General features: G+C 73.2%; 5 protein-coding genes. 3 read left to right on the top strand and 2 right to left on the bottom strand.

The genetic code is table 11. The features are described 5' to 3' along the window. The first annotated feature begins 32 nt into the window (after positions 1 to 32). Complete coding sequence (locus tag ETD83_RS40335; protein ID WP_138650520.1) at positions 33 to 1,001, top strand: DUF5996 family protein; 969 nt, start codon at positions 33 to 35, stop codon at positions 999 to 1,001. A 72-nt stretch (positions 1,002 to 1,073) separates the two neighbouring features. Here ETD83_RS40335 and ETD83_RS40330 read toward each other — a convergent pair whose 3' ends face one another. After that, the gene (locus ETD83_RS40330; RefSeq protein ID WP_138650519.1) at positions 1,074 to 1,784 is read right to left on the bottom strand and encodes a hypothetical protein; all 711 of its coding nucleotides are present in this window, start codon (positions 1,782 to 1,784) and stop codon (positions 1,074 to 1,076) included. Then, positions 1,781 to 2,443 carry an RNA polymerase sigma factor gene (locus ETD83_RS40325; RefSeq protein WP_230421514.1) on the bottom strand — a complete coding sequence of 221 codons (663 nt, stop codon included), beginning with the start codon at positions 2,441 to 2,443 and terminating at the stop codon, positions 1,781 to 1,783. The genes ETD83_RS40330 and ETD83_RS40325 overlap by 4 nt, the downstream gene beginning before the upstream one ends. Positions 2,444 to 2,579: 136 nt before the next feature. On the opposite strand from ETD83_RS40325, the gene ETD83_RS40320 reads away from it, so the two are divergent. Together ETD83_RS40320 and ETD83_RS40315 are read left to right on the top strand one after the other, a co-directional pair. Continuing rightward, positions 2,580 to 3,206 carry a hypothetical protein gene (locus ETD83_RS40320; protein ID WP_138650517.1) on the top strand — a complete coding sequence of 209 codons (627 nt, stop codon included), beginning with the start codon at positions 2,580 to 2,582 and terminating at the stop codon, positions 3,204 to 3,206. Then, the coding region (locus tag ETD83_RS40315; protein WP_171064717.1) for a polysaccharide deacetylase family protein at positions 3,203 to 3,852 on the top strand (650 nt) is incomplete at its 3' end. The genes ETD83_RS40320 and ETD83_RS40315, both read left to right, overlap by 4 nt.

The raw sequence follows: 3,852 nt of genomic DNA, 5'->3' as shown, positions 1-3,852 counted from the left end.
GCATTACTCGACCGGCTGGAAGAGGGGTGGCAATGGTGAATGGGCGTGACTCGTGGCCTCGGTTGCGGGTGGATGACTGGAGCGACACGCGCGACACGTTGCACATGTGGACGCAGATCGTCGGGAAGGTCCGGCTCGTGCACGCGCCGCTGGTCAACCACTGGTGGCAGGTGACGCTGTACGTCAGCCCGCGCGGCCTCACCACGTCCGCCATCCCCCACCGGGGCGGGGCGTTCGACATCGAGTTCGACTTCGTCGAGCACCGGCTGCACCTGCGCGCCAGCGACGGGGGCACGGGCGGGTTCGGGCTGGAGCCCATGCCGGTCGCGGAGTTCTACGACCGGACGATGCGCGCCCTCGCCGAACTCGGGATCGAGACGGCCATCCAGGCGCGTCCGAACGAGGTCGACCCGTCGATCCCGTTCGCGGACGACGATCAGCACGCCTCGTACGACGCGGCCGCGGCGCACCTGTTCTGGCGCCAGCTGCTCCAGGCTGCGCGGGTGATGGGCGAGTTCCGGTCCCGTTTCGCGGGCAAGGTCAGTCCCGTGCATTTCTTCTGGGGGGCGATGGACCTCGCCTGCACGCGGTTCTCCGGACGGAAGGCGCCCCGGCATCCGGGCGGCGCCCCCAACTGCGGTGACTGGGTCATGGAGGAGGGCTATTCCCAGGAGCTGAGCAGCTGCGGGTTCTGGCCGGGCGGTGGGGAGGAGGGCGCCTTCTACGCCTACGCCTACCCCGAGCCGGACGGGTTCGCCGATCGTCCGGTCGGGCCGTCCGGCGCCTTCTACAGCCGGGAGAACGGCCAGTTCCTGCTGCCGTATGAAGAGGTTCGCGCCGCGCCCGGCCCCGACAGTGCGCTGCTCGAATTCCTTCAGGGCACCTACGAGGCGGCGGCCGATCTCGGTGACTGGGACAGGTCCGCCCTGGAAGCCGACCCGGAGAGGTGGGCTGACAAGTCGCGCGGGCGCGAACACGAACGCGACACGTCCGCGACCTGACGTCCGCGACGACACGTCCGTGACGACACCTCCGTGACGACACGTCCGTCCGCGAGCCGACGTCCGCCGGGGTCAGTGACGTTGGCCGGTGCCGTTGCCCTTGCTGGAGCCGGTCGCGCCGCCCGAGCTGGGGGCGGTGGTCGGCGGAGTGTCGTTGCCCGTGGTTCCGCCGCTCGTCGTGGTGTTGCCCAGCTCGATGTCGCCCTGGGTCGGCAGGCTGCCGCTGCCGTTGTTGTCGCCGGGCCCGCGCGGCGGGTCCGGCGTCTGCTTCGGAGGACTGGGCTTGGGGTCACCGGTCTTCTTCTGCTGGCCAGGCGCGTTCGGCTTGCCGTGCTGCTTCGGCTTGCCGTGCTGCGATCCCGGTGACGGGCCGGTGGACGGCGGCGTGGGCGACGAGGACTCGATGGCCGGGTTCTCCTCGCCCTGCGTGCCGTTGCGCTCATGCTGCGACGGGCTGGGCGAGGGCGCCGGGCCCTGGCCCGGGAGCTGCCCGGTGATCGTGGCGTAGGCGGCCCCTCCGGTCAGGATGAGCGAGCCGCCCACGATGGCCAGGGCCTTGATCGTCAGGAAGCGGCGCAGGGCGGCGGCCCGGGACCGGGGCGCGGGACGCGGCGCGGCCGTGAAGGCGGCGACGGCGGCGTCCTCGCCCGCGAGTTCCTCCGGACGGCCCGGCGCGGCGGCCGCGGTGAGGAGGGCGTGCAGCCCGGCATGGTCGTACGCGCCGTCGAGAAGGCGCTCGGCGGCGTGCCTGTCGAGCTCTCCGGCCTGGTGATGGTCTTTCATGTCACCCCTTCAGCGCCCGTCCCGCCGCTTTTGTCACTCTGGGCGAGGGGACGAGTGCCGGACGCCGCGTCCTCGGCGTCGGGACCGGCTTGTGACGCGCCGTCCGGATCGGCGGGTGACAGCCGCTCGGCGAGGCGGCGCAGGCCGCGGTAGGCCGCGGTCCGCACGGCGCCGGGCCGTTTGCCGAGGACCTTTCCGGCGGACTTGGCGTCCAGGCCCACGACGACGCGGAGCAGCACCGCCTCGGCCTGGTCGCGGGGAAGTTCGGAGATCAGCCGCAGGGCGCCCTGCGTGGCGACGCCGTCCAGGGCGTCGAGTTCGGTGTCGGCGTCGGCGGCCATCGTGACCAGTTCCTCGACGGGGAGGTCGGATCCGGGCCGCCGCGACTTGCGGCGCAGGTGGTCCAGCGCCCGGTGCCGGGTGATCGTCGCGGTCCAGCCGCGGAAGCCGTCGAGGTCGCCGCGGAAGGTGGGGAGGTCCCTGGCGATCTGCAGCCAGGCCTCCGACGTCACGTCCTCGGCGTCCGGGCCGACGAGCGCGCCGGCGAAGCGGATCAGGCGGGGCTGGACGTCGCGGTAGAGCATGCGGAAGGACTCCTCGTCGCCGTCCTGCGCCTCCCGCAGGGCACGGCCGAGATCCTCCTCGTCGGCCCGTTCCACCCACGCCATTGTGCAGGGATTCTGACAGCCGTGTGACACGTACGCGGGTGTTCGGCGCTGAACCAGTGAACGTCCGGGCCGGCACGGCGCCCGGGCGTTCGCCACCCCTCACGAAGTGTGACGAAAAGTGACGGACATGATCCGCGACCCCATTTCCCGTGGTGCCCGCCACCGCCGCGACAAACTGGTCGTCACGGGCATCCCGCCGGTCGTCGGGCCCGAGACACCGCCGCCCGTCGACCCGGTCGCCGGGACCGCGCCGACCACTGAGACCTGGCCGGTCACCGAGACCGGGCCCGGCTGGGAGCCCGGGCCCGGCGTGGAGACAGAGCTGGAGACGGAGCTGGAGACCGCGACCGGCGCGCAGACGGCGACCTCGCCGGTGTTCGTCGACTCGACCGGCTGGCGCGCACGGCTCGGACGGCGGTTCGGCCTCGCCGCCGGGGCCGTGCTCATCGTGTTCCTCGGCGCGCTGGGCATCGGCATGGCGACCGGCCCGGACGTGCCGTTCACGCCCTGGAAAGAGCCTTCCGGCCGGCCGGGCGTGGAGCTCAGCCGTCCGCCCGGTCCGACGAAGAAGCCGGACGACCAGCGAGCCGCCGGCCGACCCGGTTCGGCCGGAGGCGGCGAGGGCGCGGCTCCCGCGGTGTCCGGGTCCTCCGCGCCGTCGTCGGCGCGCCCGGCGCCCCCCACGGCCACGAGCCGTCCCGGCAGGTCGGAGGCGACTCCGCCCGCGTGGGGACGCAAGAAGAAGAGCAATTGATCGCGCGACCGGACGAGCCCAGGGGGCACTGGATCCTGCTGATGCTCGGCGGCCTCGTGCTGACCGTTCTTCTGCTGCTGGACGGGTTCGCCAACGGCGCCTTAGGCGAGGCCCCGCGGGACGAGCACCCCGACGTGGGGGCGGGGGCCGTTCCGGGGGCGGTCACCTCCGGCGGCCCGGTCGTCAACCTCGCGGGCGACACTCCGCGCAGCCGTCGCATGCCCGCGAAGACGATCGCGCTGACGTTCGACGACGGCCCCGACCCGGTCTGGACACCGCGCCTCCTGGACGTCCTGCGCCGCCACAACGCGCACGCCACGTTCTTCACGGTCGGCGCGCGCGTGGCCGAGAACCCGGGGCTGACCCGCCGGATCCTGCGCGAGGGCCACGAGATCGGGTCGCACACGTACACGCACGTTGACCTCGCCACCGTCCCGGCCTGGCGGGCGGGCCTGGAACTCGATCTCACGCAGCGGGCGCTGGCGGGCGCGGCGGGAGTGCACACCAGGCTGATGCGGATGCCGTACTCGTCACGCCCGGACGCCCTGACCGGGCCGGAGTGGCGCGCCGCCGAGCGGGCAGGCGAGGACGGGTACGTCGTCGTCCTGACCGACCGCGACACCAAGGACTGGGCGCTTCCCGGCAC

Source organism: Actinomadura soli (assembly GCF_005889715.1).
GTDB lineage: Bacteria > Actinomycetota > Actinomycetes > Streptosporangiales > Streptosporangiaceae > Spirillospora > Spirillospora soli.
Note: the sequence above shows the minus strand (reverse complement) of the source record. Positions and strands in the feature narration are given on the sequence as shown.